This is a genomic window from Clostridium sp. D53t1_180928_C8 (assembly GCF_015667795.1).
In the GTDB taxonomy this organism is placed as follows: Bacteria; Bacillota; Clostridia; order Clostridiales; family Clostridiaceae; genus Clostridium.
This window is the reverse complement of sequence record NZ_JADPEL010000006.1, coordinates 122,378-145,973: the sequence shown is the minus strand read 5'-3', so window position 1 is coordinate 145,973 and position 23,596 is coordinate 122,378. Positions and strand designations below refer to the sequence as shown.

At 26.5% G+C, this 23,596-nt stretch carries 21 protein-coding genes and 1 riboswitch; of the genes, 16 read left to right on the top strand and 5 right to left on the bottom strand.

What is annotated here, in order from left to right:
* Genes I4V51_RS06585 through I4V51_RS06575 form a run of 3 tightly spaced genes read left to right on the top strand, consistent with a single transcriptional unit; the run spans position 1 to position 3,876 of the window.
* Positions 1-882 (top strand): sugar ABC transporter permease, encoded by an 882-nt coding sequence (locus tag I4V51_RS06585; RefSeq protein WP_195987527.1) that lies wholly within the window; start codon positions 1-3, stop codon positions 880-882.
* Between the two features lies 1 nt (position 883).
* Positions 884-1,774, top strand: a complete 891-nt coding sequence (locus tag I4V51_RS06580) for a carbohydrate ABC transporter permease (protein ID WP_347708646.1) — start codon at positions 884-886, stop codon at positions 1,772-1,774.
* 32 nt (positions 1,775-1,806) lie between these two features.
* Positions 1,807-3,876, top strand: a complete 2,070-nt coding sequence (locus tag I4V51_RS06575; RefSeq protein WP_195987526.1) for a beta-galactosidase — start codon at positions 1,807-1,809, stop codon at positions 3,874-3,876.
* A 111-nt stretch (positions 3,877-3,987) separates the two neighbouring features.
* On the opposite strand, the gene I4V51_RS06570 is transcribed toward I4V51_RS06575, so the two are convergent.
* Positions 3,988-4,710: a polysaccharide deacetylase family protein gene (locus I4V51_RS06570; protein WP_195987525.1), complete on the bottom strand. Its 723-nt coding sequence runs from the start codon at positions 4,708-4,710 to the stop codon at positions 3,988-3,990.
* A gap of 315 nt (positions 4,711-5,025) precedes the next feature.
* Here I4V51_RS06570 and I4V51_RS06565 point away from each other — a divergent pair, with 315 nt between their 5' ends.
* From I4V51_RS06565 to I4V51_RS06540, 6 genes are all read left to right on the top strand, one after another.
* Positions 5,026-6,321 (top strand): uracil-xanthine permease family protein, encoded by a 1,296-nt coding sequence (locus tag I4V51_RS06565; RefSeq protein ID WP_195987524.1) that lies wholly within the window; start codon positions 5,026-5,028, stop codon positions 6,319-6,321.
* A 159-nt stretch (positions 6,322-6,480) separates the two neighbouring features.
* Positions 6,481-8,340, top strand: coding sequence for a GGDEF domain-containing protein (locus I4V51_RS06560; RefSeq protein ID WP_195987523.1), 1,860 nt, complete (start codon positions 6,481-6,483; stop codon positions 8,338-8,340).
* Between the two features lie 71 nt (positions 8,341-8,411).
* Complete coding sequence (locus I4V51_RS06555; RefSeq protein WP_195987522.1) at positions 8,412-9,089, top strand: prealbumin-like fold domain-containing protein; 678 nt, start codon at positions 8,412-8,414, stop codon at positions 9,087-9,089.
* Between the two features lie 145 nt (positions 9,090-9,234).
* Positions 9,235-9,675, top strand: a complete 441-nt coding sequence (locus tag I4V51_RS06550) for a deoxyuridine 5'-triphosphate nucleotidohydrolase (protein ID WP_195987521.1) — start codon at positions 9,235-9,237, stop codon at positions 9,673-9,675.
* Between the two features lie 174 nt (positions 9,676-9,849).
* Positions 9,850-10,473, top strand: a complete 624-nt coding sequence (locus tag I4V51_RS06545; RefSeq protein WP_195987520.1) for a cyclase family protein — start codon at positions 9,850-9,852, stop codon at positions 10,471-10,473.
* Positions 10,474-10,602: 129 nt separating this feature from the next.
* Positions 10,603-11,151, top strand: coding sequence for a hypothetical protein (locus tag I4V51_RS06540; RefSeq protein WP_195987519.1), 549 nt, complete (start codon positions 10,603-10,605; stop codon positions 11,149-11,151).
* Positions 11,152-11,178: 27 nt separating this feature from the next.
* Here the strand turns inward: I4V51_RS06540 and I4V51_RS06535 are convergent, their stop codons facing one another.
* Positions 11,179-12,720: a PAS domain-containing sensor histidine kinase gene (locus tag I4V51_RS06535; protein WP_195987518.1), complete on the bottom strand. Its 1,542-nt coding sequence runs from the start codon at positions 12,718-12,720 to the stop codon at positions 11,179-11,181.
* Positions 12,721-12,945: 225 nt separating this feature from the next.
* On the opposite strand from I4V51_RS06535, the gene I4V51_RS06530 reads away from it, so the two are divergent.
* Positions 12,946-14,394: a hypothetical protein gene (locus I4V51_RS06530; protein ID WP_195987517.1), complete on the top strand. Its 1,449-nt coding sequence runs from the start codon at positions 12,946-12,948 to the stop codon at positions 14,392-14,394.
* A 194-nt stretch (positions 14,395-14,588) separates the two neighbouring features.
* On the opposite strand, the gene I4V51_RS06525 is transcribed toward I4V51_RS06530, so the two are convergent.
* Positions 14,589-14,969 (bottom strand): VOC family protein, encoded by a 381-nt coding sequence (locus I4V51_RS06525; protein ID WP_195987516.1) that lies wholly within the window; start codon positions 14,967-14,969, stop codon positions 14,589-14,591.
* Between the two features lie 194 nt (positions 14,970-15,163).
* Between I4V51_RS06525 and I4V51_RS06520 the strand changes: the two genes are divergently transcribed.
* Together I4V51_RS06520 and I4V51_RS06515 are read left to right on the top strand one after the other, a co-directional pair.
* Positions 15,164-15,694 (top strand): thioredoxin family protein, encoded by a 531-nt coding sequence (locus tag I4V51_RS06520; protein ID WP_195987515.1) that lies wholly within the window; start codon positions 15,164-15,166, stop codon positions 15,692-15,694.
* A gap of 51 nt (positions 15,695-15,745) precedes the next feature.
* On the top strand, positions 15,746-16,621 hold the full coding sequence (locus I4V51_RS06515; protein WP_195987514.1) for a radical SAM protein: 876 nt from the start codon (positions 15,746-15,748) through the stop codon (positions 16,619-16,621).
* 77 nt (positions 16,622-16,698) lie between these two features.
* Here the strand turns inward: I4V51_RS06515 and I4V51_RS06510 are convergent, their stop codons facing one another.
* On the bottom strand, positions 16,699-18,204 hold the full coding sequence (locus I4V51_RS06510; protein ID WP_195987513.1) for a hypothetical protein: 1,506 nt from the start codon (positions 18,202-18,204) through the stop codon (positions 16,699-16,701).
* Positions 18,205-18,391: 187 nt separating this feature from the next.
* Positions 18,392-18,566: riboswitch (Lysine riboswitch) on the top strand.
* 74 nt (positions 18,567-18,640) lie between these two features.
* Between I4V51_RS06510 and I4V51_RS06505 the strand changes: the two genes are divergently transcribed.
* The 3 genes from I4V51_RS06505 to I4V51_RS06495 all read left to right on the top strand — a co-directional run bounded on the left by I4V51_RS06505 (position 18,641) and on the right by I4V51_RS06495 (position 21,570).
* On the top strand, positions 18,641-19,960 hold the full coding sequence (locus I4V51_RS06505; RefSeq protein ID WP_195987512.1) for an amino acid permease: 1,320 nt from the start codon (positions 18,641-18,643) through the stop codon (positions 19,958-19,960).
* 148 nt (positions 19,961-20,108) lie between these two features.
* Positions 20,109-21,272 carry an AI-2E family transporter gene (locus tag I4V51_RS06500; RefSeq protein ID WP_195987511.1) on the top strand — a complete coding sequence of 388 codons (1,164 nt, stop codon included), beginning with the start codon at positions 20,109-20,111 and terminating at the stop codon, positions 21,270-21,272.
* A gap of 142 nt (positions 21,273-21,414) precedes the next feature.
* On the top strand, positions 21,415-21,570 hold the full coding sequence (locus I4V51_RS06495; RefSeq protein WP_195987510.1) for a zinc-ribbon domain-containing protein: 156 nt from the start codon (positions 21,415-21,417) through the stop codon (positions 21,568-21,570).
* A gap of 97 nt (positions 21,571-21,667) precedes the next feature.
* Here the strand turns inward: I4V51_RS06495 and I4V51_RS06490 are convergent, their stop codons facing one another.
* Positions 21,668-22,507: a hypothetical protein gene (locus I4V51_RS06490; RefSeq protein WP_195987509.1), complete on the bottom strand. Its 840-nt coding sequence runs from the start codon at positions 22,505-22,507 to the stop codon at positions 21,668-21,670.
* 200 nt (positions 22,508-22,707) lie between these two features.
* Between I4V51_RS06490 and I4V51_RS06485 the strand changes: the two genes are divergently transcribed.
* Entirely contained in the window at positions 22,708-23,496 is a 789-nt protein-coding gene (locus I4V51_RS06485; protein ID WP_195987508.1) for an endonuclease/exonuclease/phosphatase family protein, read from the top strand.
* The last annotated feature ends 100 nt before the right edge of the window (positions 23,497-23,596 follow it).

Below are 23,596 nucleotides of genomic sequence, written 5' to 3'. Positions count from 1 at the left end.
ATGAATAAAGCAATGAGACAAAAAAGAATTCTAATTTGTACTTTTTTAGTTGTACCTGTATTATTAACAGTTGCATTTGTACTATATCCAACTTTAGATATGATTAGAATGAGTTTTACTGATTGGGACGGAGTAAAGGACTTACAAAATTATGTTTGGTTTGATAATTATAAAAAAGTAATATTTGATTCTCCGGAAGTATGGCAGGCATTTAAAAATAGTTTGATTTATTTGGTTATAGGATTGTTATTTATACCGTTAGAAATAATTTTTGCTGTTTTTCTAAATAGTAAAATAAGAGCAGCAGGATTATACAAATCAGTAATATTTATGCCTTATATAATTAATGGTGTAGCAATAGCATATGCTTTTTCTTTCTTTTTTAGTCCAGAAAATGGAGCGTTTAATGGATTGTTAGAGTTATTTGGTTTAGGAAGTTCAATAAGAAATTGGTTAAGTGATACTGAAGTAGTTAATTATAGTTTATCATCAGTATTTATTTGGAGAAATTTTGGGTTTTTTACGATATTATTTTTAACAGGTCTTAAATCAATTCCTGAAGATTTATTAGAAGCTGCAACAATTGATGGAGCTAATGGTATACAAAAATTATATTATGTTGTAGTACCAGGAATTAAAAGAATAATTGATATAGTTATTTTTATGACAATAACATGGGCTTTACAAGTGTTTGATATACCATTTGTAATGACAGCTGGTGGGCCAGGAAATGCAAGTAGTACTTTCTCAGTATTTACAATAAAGACAGCATTTAATTTTAATGGATTTGGATTAGCAGCTGCAATGGGAGTAGTTATGATAGTAATAGTATGTCTAATAATAGGTATACAACAATTTGTTATGAGAAAAGGAGCTGAGTAGAATGGAACGAAAAAATGTTGAATTAGATAAAAGTATGAAGTTATATAATATTAGTAGTAGTAAGAATAGAAATGTAAAAATAAAAAAGATATTAACACATCTAGTTTTAATAGTATCAGTAGTAATAATAGTATTACCACTATTAGTTACATTATTTGCATCTTTTAAAACCCGTCAACAATTAGGAGTTGAGTTTCCATTAAAGCCTCCATCATCAATAAATTTTGAAAATTATAAAGTTGCTTTTACAGAGGGAAAGTTTCTTTTAGGTTTAAAAAATTCAATAATTCTAGTAATTATAGGAGTAATTATAAATACAGTAGTAGGAACAACGACAGCTTTTGTTATAGGACGATTTAATTTCAAATTTAAAAAAGTGATAATTGCTTTATTTATGTTAGGTATGATAGTACCATCAGTTTTAACGGAAATTACAAGATTTAATTTAATTAGTAATTTAGGCGTATATAATACTATATTAGCACCAATTATTATTTATGCTTCTACAGATGCATTACAACTTTATGTTTATCTACAATTTTTAGAAAAAATCCCTGTATCTTTAGATGAAAGTGCAAGAATTGATGGATGTGGATACTTTGGGACATTTTTTAGAGTAATATTTCCACTATTACTTCCTGCAACAGTAACTTTAGCAATAATTAAGACTGTTTGGATAATAAATGATATGTATATTCCATATTTATACATGCCATCACCTAAGTTACAAACATTAACAACTACCTTGATGAAATTTAGTTCAGGTAGATTCTCGTCTTGGGAAAATCTAAGTGCTGCCATTGTTTTAGTAGCGTTACCAACAATAATTGTATTTGTATTTTTACAAAAATATATTTTTGCAGGTATAGTTGCAGGAGCTGTAAAAGAATAAACTTAATTTGATATTCAATGGAGGAACATTAGATGAGAAAAAAATTTGGGCCAGTAAGTGATAAATTAATAAAAATTTATCATGGGGGAGATTATAATCCAGAGCAGTGGATTAAGTATCCTAAGGTTTTAGAAGAGGATATAAGATTAATGAAATTAGCTAAATGTAATGTGATGACAATTGGAATTTTTTCATGGGCATCTATAGAGCCAGAAGAAGGAATATACAACTTTGAATGGCTTGATAATATTCTAGATAAATTATATGAAAATGAAATATATTTTATCTTATCAACTCCTAGTGGAGCAAGGCCAGCATGGATGTCTAAAAAGTATCCAGAAGTATTAAGAGTAATGCCGAATAGAATAAGAAATCTACATGGTGAAAGACATAATCATTGTTATACATCACCTATTTACAGAAAAAAGGTTTCTGATATTAATAGTAAATTAGCAGAACGATATTCAAACCATCCAGGTATTTTAGCATGGCATATCTCCAATGAGTATGGTGGAGAGTGTCATTGTGAATTATGTCAATCTGAGTTTAGAAAATGGTTAAAGAGAAAATATAAGTCGTTGGATAATTTAAATGAGGCGTGGTGGGCAACTTTTTGGAGTCATACTTATACAGAATGGTCTCAGATAGAGTCTCCAGCTCCGCATGGGGAAATGTGTACTCATGGATTGAATTTAGATTGGAAGAGATTTGTTACAGATCAGACAGTAGAATTTTATAAAAATGAAATTAAACCTCTTAAAGAAAAAAATCCACAGTTAAAAGTAACTACTAATTTTATGGAATTATATAATGGACTTAATTATTGGAAATTTAAAGATGTTATAGATGTAGTGTCTTGGGATAATTATCCAACTTGGCATAGTGAAAAAGGGGATGAGTATATAGCCGCTAAGACAGCATTTGTACATGATATAAATAGAAGTATTTTAGATGGAAGACCATTTATGTTAATGGAGAGTACGCCTAGTTCAACAAATTGGCAAGATATAAGCAAGCTTAAAAAGCCGGGAATGCATATTTTATCATCTATACAAGCAGTAGCACATGGAGCGGATACAGTACAATATTTCCAATGGAGAAAAAGTAGAGGATCAAGTGAAAAGTTTCATGGAAGTGTAGTTGATCATTGTGGACATGAAAACACAAGAGTGTTTAGAGAAGTATCCAAATTGGGAAATATGTTAAATGAACTTGATGAGATTATTGGAACAACTGTTGAAGCAGAAGTAGCAATTATATTTGATTGGGAAAATAGATGGGCAATAAATGATTCGCAGGGGCCAAGAAATATAGGTATTAGATATGAGGATACAGTACTAGATTATTATATTCCTTTCTGGAAAAGTGGTGTTCCAGTGGATGTAATATCCATGGATTGTGATTTTTCAAAATATAAAATAGTAGTTGCGCCTATGTTATATATGGTTAGAGAAGGTGTTGCAGAAAGATTAGAATCATTTGTAAAAAATGGAGGCGTATTAGTATCAACATATTTGTCTGGAATAACTGATGAAAATGATTTGTGTTTTTTAGGTGGATTTCCAGGTCCATTAAGGAAAATATTTGGGATTTGGTCAGAGGAAATTGATGCATTATATGATTCAGAGATTAATCATGTAGTTTTTAAAAATGAAAATATATTAAAGATTAATGGTGAATTTCAAATAGGAGATTTATGTGAAATTATAGAATGTGAGGGTGCTGACACGCTAGCAACATATAAATCTGATTTTTATAGGGGTAAACCTGCTATTACGGTGAATAATTTTGGACTGGGTAGGGCTTACTATATAGCTTCAAGAAGTAAAGGTAACTTAAATTTAGAGTTAATTAATGCATTAATTAAAGAAAATAGAATAAGAAGAGTTTTAGATGTAGAGCTGCCTAAGGGCGTTATAGTACAGGAAAGATGTGATAATGAAAATAGATATATTTTTTTAATGAATTTTAATAGTCAAGAGAAAATAATTAATATAAAAGATATTAAATATATAGACATTTTAGGTAATGTAACTGTAAAAGAGCAAATTAAGCTAGATGTTTATGAAGTTAAAATATTGAAGAGCAAAGTAAGTTTGTAAGTGTAACTTAATAATTTAATAAGGATAATAAGTACATAAAAAATGGATTAAAAACTCTATAATTTTAAGATACATTATAGAGTTTAGTAAAATCCATTTTTTATGTTAGTTTTATTTTTTTAAAACATGGTATATTTCAGGAGTATCCACTGTTATTTTTTCAAAAGTATATCCTTGACTTTTGTAATATTTAATAATTCCTTTTATAGCTTGTGAAGTGTTTTTATTTGCAGGAGCATTGTGCATTAATACAACAACGTTATCTTTAGTTGATATTGCCCTGTTTAGTATAGTATCAGGAGAGGAATTAGGGTTAGCTCCATCTAAAGTATCTTGAGTCCAATCATAAATCTTAAAGTTATTTGAATGAACTGAATTTACCATTTCATTAGTAAGTCTATATGTACTATTATTTGTTCCAAATGGGAATCTTAATATATAGTAATTTTCACCAGTAACATCATAAAGAGCCTTTTGAACTTGTTTCATTTCGTTAATAAAATCTGAACTACAACCATAAAGTTTAGATCTTTCATGAGTAAAACTATGTAATCCAATGCTGTGACCTTCATTTTTCATTCTTAAAATTAAATCTTCTTGTCCTTTTACCTGCTCACCGATGATAAAGAATGTAGCAGGAACATTTTCATCCTTTAGTATATCTAATGTTTTTTGTGTTACCTCTCCACCAGGAGCATCATCGAAAGTTAGATAAACAACTTTTTTAGGCGTTTCATTAGCATTATCACCATCTTCACTATAAGCATTTAATTGAGGACATGCTAATAAAGTTAGAAGTGTAAAAATAAATAAGTTTGATAAAAATTTTTTCATATCTAATCACTCTTTTCTATAAGTATATTTTATAAAGCTAATCTTGTGTATAATATATTTATAGTATGTACATGAATTTCAAAATATATTTCTTGATATTTTTTTGTAAAGAGTATATAATAACAAAAAAAGCTTTAAGTCGAAACAGAGAGTTCGGTAAGTTTAGGGTTTGTAGTATATTAATATTTACAGGATAACTATAACTTCTTACCGAAAGTAAGAAGTTTTTTTATTTGCCTTTAATATCAGTTCAGAGAGGCTGAAAAGGGAGAAAGTTAGAATTTCTCCTTAAAAAATAAATAAGGAGTTGGGTTTATGACACAGTTTACAGGAAGTATTTCATCAAAGAGAGAGTCGGAGAAAAGTATTAAGGATACTTTTTTAAAAGTAGTGCTTGCACTTCAGCATTTAATTGCTATGTTTGGAGCAACAGTATTAGTTCCAATGCTTACAGGGTTAGATCCATCTGTTGCATTATTTTCAGCGGGAGTAGGAACTTTAATTTTCCATTTATGCACTAAAGGAAAAGTTCCAGTATTTTTAGGATCATCATTTGCATTTATTCCGGTAATTGTAGCAGTATCACAAAAGTATGGTGATTTAAGATACGCTCAAGGTGGAATTGTAGTAGTTGGAGTAATTTATGTTTTAGTATCTCTTTTAATAAAAAGAGTAGGATTAAGCAATATAAAAAAAATATTACCAGCTCAGGTTGTAGGGCCTATGATTATAGTAATAGGTGTTAATTTAATACCAACTGCACTAGATATGACAGGCGTACCAAGTTTATTAGCAGGTGAAAAAAGTGCTTTAATAGGTGTAGTAATAGCATTAATAACATTAAGTATAGCATTATTAATAAAAAGATTTAGCAATGGATTTCTATCTCAAGTTTCAATATTAATCGCAGTTGCTATTGGATATACGATAAGTTTATTAATGGGACAAGTATCTACAGCAGAAATTCAAAGTGCAAGTTTAGTAGCAATACCACATTTTACATTGCCTAAATTTGATATGGGTGCAATAGCAATTATAGCACCAGTAGTATTAGCTGTATTTATGGAGCATGTTGGAGATATAACTACTAATGGGGAAGTTGTTGGACAAAACTTTATAGAAGATCCAGGTTTAAATAGAACATTGCTAGGAGATGGTGTAGCTACGTTAGCAGCTGGATTTATAGGTGGGCCAGCAAATACTACATATGGTGAAAACACAGGAGTACTTGCAATAACAAAAAATTATAACCCTGCAATATTAAGAATTACTGCAGTATTTGCAATTTTACTTAGCTTTATTTCTAAATTTGGAGCTGTTATAAGAACAATACCACAACCGGTAATGGGGGGAATTAGTTTAATACTATTCTCAATGATTGCAATTGTTGGAGTTAAAACAATTAAAAGAGAAAAAGTAGAGTTTAATTTCTTTAATATTATAACTATGGTGGCTATATTATTTGTAGGATTATCAGGAAACTTTTTAAGCAATGCGATTTCAATTGAAATAACAAAAAGTGTTAGCATATCAGGATTAAGTTTAGCAGCAATAGTAGGAGTTATGTTAAATATTATCTTTGTACAAGCTAATAAATTCATAAAAGAATAAAATTTTTAAATATATAATCACTATACAGAAGTGTTTTGTCTGTATAGTGATTTTTTTGTAAAAAAATATATAAAATTAGAATATTTAAAGTGATTTTATGTATAAATTTTCATATTTATGATACAATTACAGTATGAAAATAAAATTTTGGAGGAAAAAATGGTTTTTAGAGGATCATACGATAGTAGGTTCTATAGTGTAAGCAAAATTTTTGCAATATTTATAGTAATAATAGCATTTGGATTTAGCTATAATAATAGAATTAAATTATCAGAAAGTATAATGATTACTGTAATTTGTATTTTATTATTATTTATACAAAAATACAGGAATAAAATAAAAGAAACTAATAGTGATTATAATCAGTATAAGCAAGGATATGCTTTATCTGTGGAAGCAATAAATGGAGCTATTTGGCGTTGGGATGATAAAAGTAAAATAGTATATATTTCAAATAAAATAAAGATATTATTAGGGTTAGAAAAAGATAAAATTACTTTAGAAGAATGGTATGAATATATTGTTGAAAGTGATTTAAAAAGAGTTAAATCTTATTTTGAAAGTATTTGTTTAAATAAGTTATGTATTACTGCTAATATTAGATATTCAATTAAAGGTAAAGATGGAGAAATAATAGATGTGGAGTACAAGGGTAAGGGAGCTATAGATGAGGGTATATATAGTTTATCAGGAATAATAACTGATATTACTAATGAAAAAGATACTGATAGAGAGATTCATTTTATGAATTACTATGATGAGGTTACTGGAATACCTAATAGAAAAATGTTTACGGAAAAGTTTCAGGAGTTAATTAATGATAACTCAAATAGAAAAAGTCAGTTAGGAATTATTTTTTTTGATATTGATAACTTTAAAAATATAAATGATACATATGGTCATGAGATCGGTGATGAAATATTATTAAAACTTTGTGAAAGAGTTGAGAATATTATTGATGCTAGGCATACCTTTGCAAGGTTTGGCGGAGATGAATTTGTTATTGCTTTTTCAAATGTTATAAATGAAATAGAAATAAAGGAATTTTTAGAAGAGTTATTATTAAAGGTTAGAAGACCTTTTAATATTAGTAATAAGAAAATATATTGTTCAATTAGTATTGGTATTAGTATATATCCTAAAGATTCTGATAATTTAGATGTTTTATTAAAGACTGCAGATATGGCAATGCATAAGGCAAAAGAAGAAGGAAAAAATAGATATAAATTTTTTGATATGGATATTTTAAATATATTAAAAAGACAATATGAGATAGAAAAGGCATTAAGAACAGCAATAGAAAATAAAGAAATTTTCATGGTATTTCAACCTAAAATATCAATTAAGGGTGAAAAGGTAAATGGATTTGAAGCTTTAGTTAGATGGGTGAATGATGAATTAGGATTTATATCGCCAGCAGAATTTATACCAATAGCTGAAAGTAGTGGGTTAATAATAGATTTAGGAAAATATATCATAGAAGAAAGTTTTAAAAAATGTAGAGAGTTATGTTCTATTACTACATCAAACTTTCATATAGCAATTAATATATCAGATATACAATTAAGAGAAGAAGGATTTATTGACTTCGTTTCAGAAATGTTAGAAAAGTATAATGTACCACCAGAGTTTATAGAATTTGAAATAACAGAAGGGGTTATAATGCAATCGGTTGTAAAAAATATTGAGTTATTATTAGGCCTTAAAAGACTTGGAGTATCTATAGCGCTTGATGATTTTGGAACAGGATATTCTTCTTTAAGTTATTTAAAAAGATTACCTATAGATGTATTAAAAATAGATAAAAGTTTTGTAGATGGAATAGGTGTAGATGAGAAAAGTGAGTATATTGCAGAAAGTATAATAAAGCTTTCACATAGCTTAAATTTAAAGGTTGTAGCTGAAGGTGTAGAAACCAAAGAACAATTAGGGTATTTAGATAAAATGAAGTGTGATGTAGCACAGGGCTATTATTTTAGTAAGCCAGAAAAATTTGAAATTATAAAAGAAATGATTTAAAAATAAATATTTTTATCACAAAAAAACTTCCAATTGCGTATTATGTAAATATATGCTTTTAGGAGGTTTTTATGCGTATCAGAATAGATGATGATTTTAACAATGATTTAGATGCAGAATATAAATCAATTGATAATGATACAATAGTAGGAAATGGAGCATTGTCAAAAGAGAATATTCCTATAGTTGATGTAAAATCAGAAGAAGTAAAGGAAGAGAAAATAGATGAAAGAACTATTAAAAAAGATGAAACTAATAAATATAATTTAAATAATGGATTTAGTATTGAAATACAAGGAGCAACGTTGCTAGATGATAATGATGTTAAAAATTATATTAATAAAAAGTTACCAGAGGATAATTTAGAGATAAATAATAAATCAGATTTAAGAAATAGAAAAAAAGAAAATGATGAGTATTTTTCTAATAAGAGTCAACGTGTAAAGGGTAAAATTACAGTAGGGGTAAGACTAGGAGATAGAAAGGGAAATCCTATATCAGAAGCAAAAATAAATCTTTATGCATTAAATGGATTATCACCTAAATTAGTAAGTTCAAAATTAACTGATATAAATGGAGTTGTAGTATTTGATAATTTACCAGAAGGAAGCTACAGAGTTATAGAAATAGTAAATAGAAAATACTTTGAAAAACCAACATATATTCAATGGAATGAAGTGACTATTAGTAAAGATTTAAAAGAAGAAAGTATTATTGTAATTAATAGAATAAAAAAGTATTCAAAGTAAGTTAATAATAGAGTTATAGTCGGAGTATTAAATTAAATACTCTGACTATAAAATATTAAAAATAAATAATATACATAAGTTTTAATAAAAATATAATGGAAATATGATAGAATTATTTTAAACAAAAGAAATGAGGTTTTAAATTATGAAAATGAAAATAAAATACTTTGATGATGCAATTAAGTTAAAAAAAATTAGTAAAGGAAATTGGATTGATGTATATGCTAATAAAGATATCTTTGTAGCTTTAAATGATAGAGCAATGATTCCACTAGGATTTGCATTAGAATTACCACAAGGATGGGAAGGGCATTTAGCGCCTAGAAGCTCAACATTTAAAACATGGGGAATAATTCAAACAAATAGTGTAGGGGTTGTTGATGATACGTACATAGGTGATAATGATCAATGGCATATGCCTGTATATTGTTTGCAGGCTAAGGATGAAAATGGAACATGGATAAGAAAGGGTGATAAAATAGGGCAATTTAGAATTATGGAGGTAATGCCAGAGATTGAATTTGAAGAAGTTGAATACTTTAATAATAGTGATCGTGGTGGTTTTGGAAGTACTGGGAAAAGATAAAATATAATCATAAGATAGGTAGAAGTTTTCATGTAAGCTTTATGTATGAAAATTGAAAAAATTGTTAAAAATTAAAAAATAGCTCATTGTAATTATATGTAAAATATGATAAAATAAACAAACAAAGGGTGGGAAAATTATTAAACAATTAAACAAAGGGGAGAAAGTGGGAAAATGAAATATGTTGACTTATCTTATGATCTAAAAAGTGAGATGCCTGTTTATCCAGGAGATATAGAGCTAAAATCTAATAAAGAGAAAGAGTATGGAAGTGATGGATATAATATATATTCATTTATTACTTCTATGCATGCAGGTACTCATATAGATGCACCTTTACATATGTATGAGAATAAAAAATTTATTTCTGAATATCCAATAGATAGATTTATAGGTAATGCTGTATTATTAGATGTACGTGGAGAAAAAGTAATAGGAATAAAAGATGAGTACTATAGAGAAATAAAGGAAAATGATATAGTATTATTATTTACAGGGTGGGATAATTTTTACGGGAAACAGGAATATTACAATAATCATCCTGTTGTTAGTGAAGAATTAGCAGAACTTTTAATTAAAAAGAAAATTAAAATGCTTGGAGTAGATATGCCATCACCTGATAAAGATGAATATAAAATTCATAAAAAGTTATTTGATAACGATATATTTATTCTAGAAAATTTAAAAAACTTAAAAAAACTATTATATACTGAAGAACTACAACTATTTGCACAACCATTAAAAATTGAAGGGGAAGCAAGTTTAGTTAGAGCAATTGCTGGGTTTAAAGGATATTAAAGTAATATATAGATAAAAAATAACAGAATATATTTTATATTCTGTTATTTTTTTATTCTTTTTAATTAATAGAAAAAATAATGGTTAATATAATAAAGAAAATATATTAAATAAAGGATGGAGCATAAAATGAAAAGAGAAAAAATATTTTTTTTGTTTGGAGTTATTATTATATTAATTTTTATGATTGCTTGTTCTAATAAGAAGAGTAGCGAAAATGATGAGAAAAGTTTAAATATTAATTTATCAAAGCAGGAATATATAACCTATTTAGATAATAACTATAACGAATATCTAAGTAATTTAGATATAGATAATAAATATAATTTAGATACTGCGAATGTTACTTCAAATGATTATCTTGATAACTTAAAAGAAGCTTATAAAGAACTTAATAATAAATTACTTACCTTAAAAAATGAATTAGAAGAAGGAGTAAAAACAACAGACCAAGATATTAAAAATTTAAATGATAATATTATAAATTTAGTAGATGAAACAATTATATCTGTAAATAAAGTAAGTATAGAGTTAGAGGATAAGATTGATAAGATAAAATTAAAAAGTGCAGATGAAATAAAAGCAGATTTATTAAAAATACAAGAAGATAGCAATATAGCTAGGGAGAGACTAGCAAAGGAAGTTAATAATGCTAAATCAAAACTAAAGGTAGAATAAGCTGATAGACTTATTCTACTTTGGGTTTTATATTGCATAAATATCAGAAAATTCTATATTGCATTTTTCAACTTTTGAATGACTAGCATCATCTAAGTTATATATTATAGTAGAGTTTGGTATAGTTATTTTGGGTAGAGTAAAAGTAAATTCAGAACCAATTCCCTCTAAACTATAAACAGCTATTTTCCCTCCATGCATTTCTACTAAAGATTTAACTAGAGAAAGCCCTATTCCACTACCCTCACATTTTCTTGTTAAAGTGTCATCTACTTGCATAAATCGTTCGAATATTATAGCTTGATTTTCACGTGATATTCCAATACCAGTGTCTTTAACTGAAATTATAACATAGTCATCAGTAGTATCTATATTTACATAAATATATCCATTAGAGCCAGTATATTTAACAGCGTTTGATAAAAGATTTAGCATTATCCTCTCAATTTTATCTGGATCACATCCAATAATAAGTTCTTCAGTTGAAGTATCAAATAATAATTCTATATTTTTATCATTAATATATTGAGCAACAGAAAGAGTTATATCCTCTATTACAGAAATTATATTACAATTCTTTTTATGAACTTCATAATATCCTGTATCTATTTTAGTAATATCTATAAGATTATTAGCTAAGCGAAGTAATCTATAGGAATTTTGTTTAATAGAAGAGGTATATTTATTAAAATTAAAGTTATCAGATATAATTATATTATTATTATCAATATTTTGAGCTATAACTTGTAAGCTAGCCAGTATTATATTTAATGGAGTCTTAAACTCATGAGATATATTAGCAAAAAATTCATTTTTTAAGCTTTCTACTTGAAGTGCATCTTCCATTAATTTTTTTTCTAACTCTAATTTTTTTTCATCAGTTATATCTCTACCAGTTGTAATAATAATATTTTCTTCACGAATATAGGAAAAGCTCCAATGAATCCATTTTATATTATGATTTTTATCTTTAACTCTTGCACATGCTTCTAATATTACTTCAGAAAACATATTTTCATTAATTAAATCTTTAATTATAGCACGATCATGTTCGTGAATAATATCATACCAATTTTTAGTAACTAATTCACTTAGTGTATATCCTAAAATATTATGCCATCCATCATTAACTTTTATAAATGAGCCATCAATTGACATAATAGAAGTAATATCAGTAGCTGTTTTCAGAAGAAAAGAAAGTTCTTTTTGAGTATTTATACAGAGCTTAAAGCTTTCTTCTATGTTTTCTGATAATAAGCAATTATAATCAATATCTGTAAATAGAATAAATATACTGTCACGATTTTTAAATGTATTTAAAGATAAATTTAATTTAAAAGGTATTTTAGAATTAAATTTAGTTGAGATATCTACAATATATTCTTCAGTACAATTAATTGACATATCTGTAAAGCTTATTTCAGGATTAATTATTAAATTATTTATATGATCAAGTTCGTTTAATTGATATTTAAGTTGATTTAATAACATCTTATTACAAAATAAAATGTTTCCTGAATAATCGGTAATCAAAATCTTATCTTGTAATTTATTTAAAAAGTATTCCATTATTCCCCCCAATTAAGTGCGGTATATTAAATTTATGCTCTTTAAATAATTATACTAATAATTTAACAAAAAATGTAGTATTTTTACTAAAAATGTTTTAAATAGAAGAAATGTTAATTATAAATATGAGTAATTGTAACTAAATGTGTATAAACTTAATAAATATTTGCACTTTATAGAATCAAAGAATAGTATATAGTATTAGCAATTTATAATGGAGTAATTATGAAAAAAGAAGTTATTATTGATATAAAGAGTGCAAATATTTATGGAAAAGGTAAAGAAGAAACGGTAATTTTAAAAGGGGACTATATACATGAAGATAGTAATTATATTGAAAAAGCAAGTATTACTATTAAAGATGAAGAAGATAATTTAGAGGAGTATCCGCTAAATATTAATGGATACAACCTTAAGCTTTTCACTGGAAAGTTTTCGAATGATAAAAAAGATGACATATATATTTATGGAGAAACAGGAGGTTCAGGTGGATATGCGATTGCTATTGTATATAGATATGATAATGGTGAGTTAGTAGAGAGTTTTAATGGTGAAGTTTTTTCAGAAAAATACAAATGTATTTCTAAGTATTTAGATAAATATACAATAGAAGTTAATTGCCTAGCTGCTGAAAGAAAATATGTTTTAAATATAGAAAATATTGAAAAAAAGTATTTAAATGAAATTTATAATATGGATGGAAAAATAATAACTAATGAGGATCCTATTGTTTCATATATTAATAAGATAGATTTAATAGTTAATTTAGAAGATGGATTAATTAATTTATTAGTTTATCAAACAATAAAAGGAATTAATAATAGTAATATTTTAGGCGAGATTAATAGTGTAATTTCTTTAAGGGGTAATGAAGAAAAAGTATTAAATAAATATATTACTAATGAAGGTGAAAATATTTCTATTATGACCAGAACAAATGATATTAAAGAGAAGATTTTAAATCAACTTCCTAAAGATTCAACTTTTATTAACTTAAATAAGTTTGGAGGTAGTAATGGATTAATTAATATGGATATTGATGGAGATGGAAGTGATGAGATACTTTGTGGCTATAAAGCTAATGGGATTCAATATTTATCTATATTTAGAGAGAGTCAAGATAAAATAATTCATTTAGATACAATTATAGGTGAAGGGTATGATATATCTGATTTAAGAATTGCGAAGTTAAAGCCAAAATCTAATAATAATATTCTTATTGGATGGAGAATAGGTTCAATATGGTCTGTTTTAGATATATTAGAATTTAAGGAGAATAAATTTAATAAATTATTAAAAGGTGATAAAATAAATTACTCTAAAATTGAGATAATAGAATTTGAAGATAGAAGAAGTGGAACGTCGGATATTGCATTATGGAGTCATGAAACTGGAGAAGCTTATAAAGTGCAAATATATTCTTTTAGGGGAGAAAACTTAGAAAAAACATTCAAACATGACAGAGGATATTTTGAAAAAGTAGAAGAATACTATAGAGATTTAATTGATAGAACAAGAGAAACGCCACAATATTTATATTATTTAATAGATGCTGAATACAGAAGTGGTAAGAAAAAGGAAGCTCTAGAAAATATAAATAAGGCTTTGAAACATCCTAGACCTTATCCTTCAATTGAAGAATTAAAAAGATTAAGAAAAAGAATAGGTAACTAACTAAATAAACTGCGAACTAAAGCTTAGATGCCGCGATGCCGAAAATTAATGATATAACCTCCATTAAGTAATATAATTTCGCTAAGAATTTATATTATTATTTCAATAAAACTAGCTAAAGCTTATTATATGATACTTTCTTCCGGTGATATCATTAATTTTTCGTTCTCACTGTAGTTCGCAGTTTATTTAAACTATGATCTAATTACTTCAACTTTGTATCCATCTGGATCTGTAACAAAGTAATAATGTGGGGCTTCTCCAGGAAGACCTTTTAAATCAGTTACTTCGTAACCAAGAGATATATGTTTTTCTCTTAAGGATTCAATTTCAGGATGTCCTATAGCTATATGACTAAAGCCATTTCCAAGCTCATAAGGTTTTTCAGGGTTATAGTTATAAGTTAATTCTAATTCATAACCACCCTCTTTATCTGATAAATAAACTAAAGTAAATTTATATTCAGGGAAATCCTTTCTTCTAGTTTCCATTAACCCTAGAGCATTTCTATAGAATTCTAATGATTTTTCTAAATCCATAACTCTAATACAAGTATGTAACATTTTAACAGACATAATATACCTCCTAAATTATATAAAAATTATTTTATTAATTATATCAATATAGGAATATTATTACAAGCATTTAACTTGTAATATTAAGGTCAGTAGAAATAATTAAATAAATATGATAATATTAATTGGTATATAAAAAACAAAAAATAACCAGTTTATTTTAGAAAAAGATATATTTATTTAGGGGAGAAAATATGTTAACAGATGTTGATCTAATGGATTATGAGGAATATTTAAGTAACGCTAATGAAGAGGAAATGGTATTTATCAATGAGTTATATGAACAAGGCCAAATTTTAGAAGAGGGGCTAAGAGATATAATAACTTTAAATAAACCTGTTAGAATATTAGTTATAACTTCAACTATGTGTAAGGATTCAGCAACAATATTACCATTTTTAATAAAACTTTCCCAGTTTAATGATAATATTAAAGTAAGATTTTTATTGAAAAAAGATAATGAAGAATTATTAAATAAGTTATGTGGAGAGTTGAGGGTACCAGCTATTATGGTTCTAGATAATGAAAAGAATGTAATAAGAAAGTTTGTAGAATTTCCTAAAGGAGTAAAGGATATTTTAATAAGTAATCCTAAGGAGAAAACACAAGAAATAATTGATGAGATGAGAAATGGGAGATATAATAATCTAATTCAGTTAGATTTAATTAAGTTTATTACTGGTAAAAAGTATGAGTATATATCATTTAAAAGATTAGATAAGTAATTAAAGCGTAGGGGAAGTCTCCTATGTTTTTATATAAGGAGAAGATAACAAATGAGAAAGTTTAAAAAGGTTTATATAGAAATCACGAATGTTTGTAATTTGAGTTGTAACTTTTGTCCAAAGACTAAAAGAAAATACAAATTTATGAATAAAGAAGAATTTACGTATATACTTGAGCAAGTAAAGCCTTTTACAGATCATATATACTTTCATTTAATGGGAGAACCTTTATTAAATGAAAATATAGAATATTTTCTAAAAGAGAGTAGAGATAAAGGGCTTCATGTTAATTTAACAACTAATGGAACTTTATTAAATAAGGTTGGAGATAAAATTATAAATTCAAATGCTGTTAGACAAGTAAATATATCACTTCATAGCTTTGAAGCTAATAAAAAAACAGTAGAACTAGAAGAATACTTAAATAGTGTTACCGATTTTATAATTAAGGCAAGAGAAAATAGTAATATAATTTGTGCTATAAGATTATGGAATATGGATACTGAAGATTTAAAAGGTGAGAATAATTTAAATAAAGAAATTTTAAAAATGATTGAAGAAAATTTAGAACTTAAATTTTCACTGTCAGAAAAGCTTCAGGAGTCTAATAAAATTAAATTAAAAGATAAGGTATATTTAAATATGGCAGAAAAATTTCAATGGCCAGATATAAAAATTGATACTTTAGGAGAAAATGTTTTTTGTCATGGCCTTAGAAATCAAATAGGAATTTTAGCAGATGGTACTGTTGTACCATGTTGTTTAGATAGTGATGGAAACCTAGAATTAGGAAATGTTTTTTCAAAAACATTAAAAGAGATATTAAATGGTGAAAGAGCTACAAATATATATAATGGTTTTTCAAGAAGAGTAGCAGTAGAAAGTTTATGTCAAAAATGTGGATATGCTACTAGGTTTAATAAATAGTAAGAAAGAGAAGAAATCACCTAATAAGGGTAAAAAAGCTTATTAGGTGATTTTTAATTTTTTTTAATATTATAATTTTATTTAGAAATAAGATTTAAAAGTATTGGAGTATACTTATCTAACAATTCAAAGTTATCATTAATTTCTTTTTTTATTGATACTAGACATCTATAATTTTTTTGTCGTGAATAACAGCAAGCGTTATTAGATTTAAATTTAGCTTTCCACATTTCACAACCTTGAAATGGATTAGCTGTTCCAATGTAGAGAGTATCAGAGGAATCTATAAATAGAGTTCTTCCACCATAATTGTATCTATTAGCAAATCCATTTAGAAATACTGGTGTGAAGTTAATACCATCAATAGATTCATAGAGGTCAAATCCAAAAGGATATTTAATATTATTTAATTGTGAAACTATAGATTGATATAATTTAATAAGAGAATTAGTTGTATCAATACCAATTTTATTTTCAAGTTCTACTCTATTTGTAGTTATAGTTTCTAATATAAGTTCCATATTAGTTGAAGCATCAAAAGTACTAATAAGCAATTTGCCATGATATTCTTTAATTTGCCATGCATATACGTTAAATGGATTGTTAAATCCAGAGTTTAATTTAGATAAACTAGCAGTTCTTACTCCTTTTGATGGATTAGAAGGGAGTATTGGTTTACTACCTACGACTAATTGCCAACTATCGTTAGTTGAAATTCTTATTATATCGCATCCTATTGGAGAAAGCCAAGAAAGTGGAAGACTTTTAGTACCGCTTACATAAAGATAATTCTTGTAAACTCCCATGCTTAGAGTATATTGATTTGCTGCGTCTCCGAATCCATTATCAACAATTAATGTCCAGTCATTTAATTTTGGTGTAGAATCATTTGTTCTCCAAACTTGAACACCATTAGGATTATTAGTAGAAACATAAACTTTATCATTAAAAACTATCATTTCACTTATAGAACCATTAGGATTTTTTGATTTATCATATAATGGATTACTAGAATCTATAACATCTTCCCAAGGATATAGTTCTGGATCTATACTGCTATATAAATAAGGTGTATTACTAGAATGCATTTCATCAATAGTAGCAATGTATAATTTACCTTTATGGCTTATCATTGATCTAGATGAAGTTCCTTTAAGAATTATATCTGAAATAGGAAACCAGTTCACTCCATTGGTAGATTTGAATATTTTTAAATTTCCACCATAACTAGATGCATAAAGATATTTATTTCCGTTAAAGGGTTTATGGGAAACTATAAATCTAATACCTGATACTTGAAGATATTTTGGAACAGTGTAAACTTTTTCCCAGGAAATAGAATCATTTTGTTTATATCGCCAAATTTCAGGAGAATTATTAGCTACGATTGGAGTGGTCGAAAGTGGAGTAATACTGTCAGGGGAAATATTATTTATAATATTATAAACTATATTTCTACCAGTACCAATATAAATATATTCGCCTAATTGGGCTATTGACAAAGCATAATTATTTTGTCTGCAATTGTTTAAATTATTAGAATCAAATCCATTTATTGGGGTGGTGTTTTTAAAAGAGTACATCTTATAATCTCCTTTATCCTTTGAATTTTAGGTGCTTTACACCTAGTATATATAATATGATTATATAGAATTGTAGTTACATATATGGATATAAAGTAGGTTGACATTTGTTTAAAAGTTGTTAAAATTACATGTGTAGTAAAATGTCGAAAAAAGTATTTTGAAATTTATATTTCATTAAAAATAGGGTAAAGATAGAGGTTGCAATATTAAATAGTAATATTAATGAGGTAAGCACGATGAATTAATATGAAAGGTAATATTGCCGAAGTATATGGACTATGCTTTAAATCTATATATTGGGTTTGTATAAAATATATGCAAAACTGTCACAATAATAATTGTGGAGAGCTATCTTTGTGTTTGTTTATTAGTAAGTACAAGCTCAAAGATTAGCCTTTGGGCTTATTTTTTTACCCCAAACAAAGGAGGAAAAATGGAAAACAAGAGTTTAAAAAAAGAAATTAGTCTTTTTATGGCTACAATGCTTGTTTGTGGTAATATGATTGGTTCTGGAGTATTTATGTTACCATCAACATTAGCGCAGGTTTCAGGACCAGGAGCTACAATAATTGCATGGATTTTAACAACGCTTGGTTCTATACTAATTGCTATATCATTTGCAAACCTTGGAACAAAATATCCATCAACAGGAGGAGCTTATCAATATACCAAGGAGGCTTTTGGAGATTTTGCAGGGTTTTTAAGTGCATGGCTTTATTGGAATGGATCATGGATTGGAAATGCAGCTATAATAGTTGCTATTACTAGTTATGCATCAGCGGTGATTCCAGCATTAAATAATCCATTAGTATCAATAATATTTTCAAGTGCAATTTTATGGATTTTTACATTTATAAATATGGCTGGAGTAAAAAAAGCAGGGAAAATTCAATCTTTTGTTACTGTGTTCAAAATAGGGTTCTTTGCATTATTTATAATAGTTGCATTTTTAAATTTTGATAAAGCAAATATATTACCAATGTATCCAGAGGGAAAGGGAATTAGTACAATTCCATTAGCAGCAACATCAACACTTTGGGCATTTATAGGACTTGAAAGTGCAACGGTGGCAGCTGGAGAACTGAAAGATCCAGAGAAGAATGTGAGAAAGAGTACAATTTATGGACTTTTAATAGCCGCAATAATATATTTATTAATAAGTATAGGTAGTATGGGAGCTATGAGTAATTCAGAACTTGCACAAAGTTCAGCACCTCTTACAGATATACTTACTAATGCGCTAGGAAGTGGTGTTGGGAAAGTATTAACAATTGCTGTTGTTGTTTGTATCTTAGGAACAGTAATTGGATGGCTTTTATCAACGGCTAGAGTTGGGTATGCAGCAGGGGTTGATGGTGTATTTCCTAGGTTCTTTGGAAAACTAGATGAAAGGACTGGAACACCAATAAATTCATTAATATTTGGATCGGTATTAGTTAATATATTATTAGTTATGAATTTTCAAAAGGGAATGGTTGATACATTTACATTTGTAACAATACTAGCAACACTTTCTTATTTGCCAGTTTACATTTTAAGTGTAGCAGCAGAAATGATGCTTTCTTTTAAAGAGGAAAATAAATTTAATCTTAATATATTTATTAAAAAGTCAATATTACCTTTATTGGCATTTATCTATGTTATTTGGACTATATATGGCTCTGGTGCAGAAACTGTTATGTGGGGATTCATATTAATGTTAATAGGTATACCTATATATGTATATAATTATCATAAAAATAAATTAGGATAAATTTAAATGGAAAAGTCAGTGATTTTTATTGCTGACTTTTTCATTTGGATTTAATTTAAACAAATAATTAACTTTAGAAAATATTAATAAAATTTTAATGTAAAGTATGTTAAAATAAAAGTACTATTTTATAATATGGAGGACAAAAATGAAAATAAATTGGAATAATAAATATGCAACAATAGCAATATATGCATTTTTAGTTATTTGTGGAAGTATTCTTTTATATTTAGGAATATCACAGATGAGTATAATAAAATCAAGTATTAGTGATTTTATGGGGACATTACAGCCATTTATTATAGGAGGAGCATTAGCTTATTTATTAAATTTTATTTTAAGATTTTATGAGGATTATATATTATCACATGAAGCTTTTAATAAGTTGAAAAAGTCAGGTAAGAGGGGTATAGGATTACTATTAACGTATATAACTGCAAGTATAATTACATATTTATTTATACAATTTGTGTTACCTCAATTAATGGATAGTATTATTGGATTAGTAAATAATATACCTCAATATGTAAATGATGTAACGAATGTTACCAATAACATAGTTGATAATTTAAATTTGCAGCCAGAATATATTAATTTAATTACTGATAAGTTCGGTGAAGCAATTACATATATTATAACAATATTAAGTAATTTAGTACCAGTAATAGGGAATTTTGTAGTAGGTGCAACATCTAGCATATTAAACATAATAATAGGAATAATAGTTTCTATTTATATATTAATAGATAAAGAAAAATTTATGGCATTAGGTAAAAAAATTGTATATGCCGTATGTTCAGAAGAAAAAGCTAAATTTATTTTAAGATTAGCAACTCAAAGTAACATGACATTTAGTAGATTTATTGGTGGTAAAATTTTAGATTCATTTATAATAGGTGTATTAACATTTATAATATTAAGTATATTTAAAATGCCATATATATTATTAATTTCAGTAATAATTGGTGTTACTAATATTATTCCATTCTTTGGGCCTTTTATTGGTGGAATACCAGCAGCAATAATTATATTATTTGTATCTCCAATACAAGCATTATGGTTTATTATAATTATAATTGTAATTCAACAAATTGATGGAAATATAATTGGACCTAAAATACTTGGAGATTCAATTGGAATATCTGCATTTTGGATATTATTCTCATTATTAGTTGCAGCTAAATTTATGGGATTTGTAGGTATGATAGTAGGAGTTCCTTTATTTGCGATATTCTATTCTATAATAAAAGAAATTATAGAGAATAAGTTAAGTAAAAAAGGGTTACCTGTAGAAACAGAAAAATATAAATAATATTATTAATTATGTATATAATTTTTAAAAGTGTTTATACTATTATAATGTAAAGACACGGAAGGTATACAAACGGTAACTAATAATTTATTATTTTGTTGTTATTTTTGTTTAAACCTTTCATAATATGGAGGAATTTTAAATGTCAGACAAAACATTAACATGCAGAGACTGTGGAAATGAATTTGTTTTCACAGAAGGAGAACAAGAATTCTACAAGGAAAAAGGGTTTGAAAATGAACCAACAAGATGTCCTGCTTGTAGAAAAGCTAAGAAACAACAAAATAATAGAAGATAATTATAAAGTATGTTTCTTAAGAGCTATAGATTTATTCTATAGCTCTTTTAATATAAAAAAATATTATAACTTATTATAAAGTTATAATATTTTTTTATTATATAGAATTTAATGATTTTACCATAACGGAATTAAGAGCTTGTTCAACATCGTTTTGGCTTATTAAACTTACTAAAGACTCATTTAAACCTTGGGCCTTTCTTAGTAAGTCAATTGATTTCTCAAAGTTTCCATTTTTATTTTCTATTAATGCAGTATAGTAGTATGGTTCAATAAAACGAACATTTAAATCTATTAAAGGTTCAAAATATTTTTTTGATTCATCAAACTTTTCAAGCTTATAGCATATTTCGGCATAGTTAGATTTAATAATATTATTATCAGAATTAAATTCCATTGCTTCAGCAATATATTTATTTGCTTCATCAAATCTACCAGAACATAATAATAAAGATGTTAGTGTTTCATAAATATAAGTATTTTTATTATTTTCTAATAAATTTTTTAAAGAATTTATTGCTTCTTCTTTAGAACTAGTTTTCCAAGTAACAATTGCTTTTGTAACTTCTAAATTTGTTGATTGAAGAGGTTTTACTATCTTAGATTTCAAATTTTCATTTATGTATTCTTGAGCTAAAGATGGTTTACCGTATTTTAATTCACAAATTAAATAATTAGTTATTATTGGAGCGTTAGCCCATGATGACATAGCAGCATCTCTATAACATTCTAATGCAGTCTGATAATCTTCTAACTTATATGCCTTTGTGCCCTTAAATACCTTAATATAATGTTTTTTTGTCACAATTAAGTAACATAGAAATAATAGTAAGAATAAAAGAATAGCTAATTGTATTCCTATAAAAATACTTGATATTAAGGAAATTGCAGCTATAGACAATAAAATAATAGTATTTTTGTTTAAATTTTTTCCCATAAAATCCTCCATTAATTGCATTGTTTAAGTAAAGTTTATTAAAATATTTAGAGTAATAACTAGCAAAAACTAGTACAATATAATATTATTATACAATATGTAAATAATTTCACAAGCAATTAATAAAAAGTTAATAGTTTTAATTCTAATGAAAAGGAGTATAATAAATTTGATATAAAATTGAGATGAGGAGAATGATTATGAGAGTAATGTCTTTTAATTTGAGAAGTGATTTTATTTTAGATTTTAAAAATAGATGGGATAATAGAAAGCATATAGTTTATGAGATAATAGAAAAGTATAATTGTGATATTATAGGTGTTCAAGAAGTAACTAATAAAATGTATGAAGATATAACTTCAAATATAAAACATTATAGTATTGTGGGCAGTGCAAGAAGTAAAAAGTTTTTTTCAGAGAGAAATAATTTATTTATTCAAGAGAATCATAGCATTTTAAAGCATAGAACATTTTGGTTATCAAAGAGTCCAGATAAAGTAGGAAGTCAACTTTGGTATTCTTTATATCCTAGAATATGTACAACAGCAGTAGTAGAAACAAGAGAGGGTGAAAGAGTAAGGGTATATAATACACATTTAGATTGCCTTTTACCACAAGCTAGGGATTTTGGATTAAAGAAATTAGGGGAAATTGTTGAAAGAAATCGTAAGGAAGAAAAATTACCTGTAATTATAATGGGAGACTTTAATGCAACTCCAGATAGCAAAGTTATTAAGAAGTTTGCGTCAGGAGAATATAGTACAGATAGATTTGTAGCAGTCCAAGAAGTTAAGAAAGAGTTGTATAGTAAATCAACTATGAGTAGCTTTAAGGGAAAAGAAAAAGGGCTTCATATTGATTATATTTTTGTTAGTAAGGAGCTGGAAATAGTTGATGTTGACATTATTAAAGACAATATAAATGGAAAATACCCATCTGATCATTATCCCTTGATTGCAGATGTTAGAATGAAAAAATGCAAAAATTAGTATAATTAAAATGAAAGATAACTATAAAATTAGTTATCTTTTTTTAGTTAATTTAATGTTAACTATTTTTAAAATATGTAAATTATGTTGATGTATAAGT